The organism is Tessaracoccus caeni (assembly GCF_029211185.1).
GTDB lineage: Bacteria > Actinomycetota > Actinomycetes > Propionibacteriales > Propionibacteriaceae > Arachnia > Arachnia caeni.
In genome coordinates this window covers 1-254 of sequence record NZ_JARGDO010000079.1, presented here as the reverse complement: position 1 = coordinate 254, position 254 = coordinate 1, and the positions used below count along the sequence as shown (strand labels likewise).

1 protein-coding gene is annotated in these 254 nt (G+C 65.0%); it reads right to left on the bottom strand.

Annotated elements, in window-relative coordinates; all coding sequences use genetic code 11:
• The coding region (locus P0D62_RS19260; RefSeq protein WP_406708287.1) for a transposase family protein at nt 1-127 on the bottom strand (127 nt) is incomplete at its 3' end.
• Nucleotides 128-254: the final 127 nt, after the last annotated feature.

The window sequence follows — 254 nt, the reverse complement described above, 5'->3', positions numbered from 1 at the left end:
CGGTGTCGGCAGCGTAGTCGGCGATCGCGTAGATCGATTTCGCGCCAGCAGCGACCGCGGCGACCGCGAGCGCCAGGACCACCGGCAACGCGTGTCGCCGTCCCCGCGCTTTGCGGGGGTCAGGGATCAGGGTGCCGTCAAAGTCGTGTTTTAGGTTGTCAGGAGTAGTTTGAGGGCCCGGTCGGGATCTCTGGCGGTGTATCTGAGGGCTTTGGCGATGTTGGTGGCGCCAGTGAGTCGGTGGAGGCTGATCA